This window comes from Paenibacillus sp. 203, assembly GCF_037027525.1.
Taxonomy (GTDB): Bacteria; Bacillota; Bacilli; order Paenibacillales; family Paenibacillaceae; genus Paenibacillus; species Paenibacillus polymyxa_B.
Map to the genome: position 1 here is coordinate 1 of NZ_JAXCHD010000120.1, position 202 is coordinate 202.

The 202-nt window shown below is 50.0% G+C and carries 1 rRNA gene; it reads right to left on the bottom strand.

The features are described 5' to 3' along the window. Positions 1–98: 98 nt before the first annotated feature. Positions 99–202 (bottom strand): 16S ribosomal RNA (locus WA407_RS26680); the annotation flags it as partial.

Genomic DNA, 202 nt, shown 5'->3' on the forward strand with positions numbered 1-202 from the left:
GAGAGTTTGAGCTCTCAAAACTGAGCAACGAGTGAGTAGTTTTTGAAGCTTACGCTTCATATTTGAATGTTTCCATTGCAGGAAACGATTCTCCATAGAAAGGAGGTGATCCAGCCGCACCTTCCGATACGGCTACCTTGTTACGACTTCACCCCAATCATCTACCCCACCTTCGGCGGCTGGCTCCCTTGCGGGTTACCCC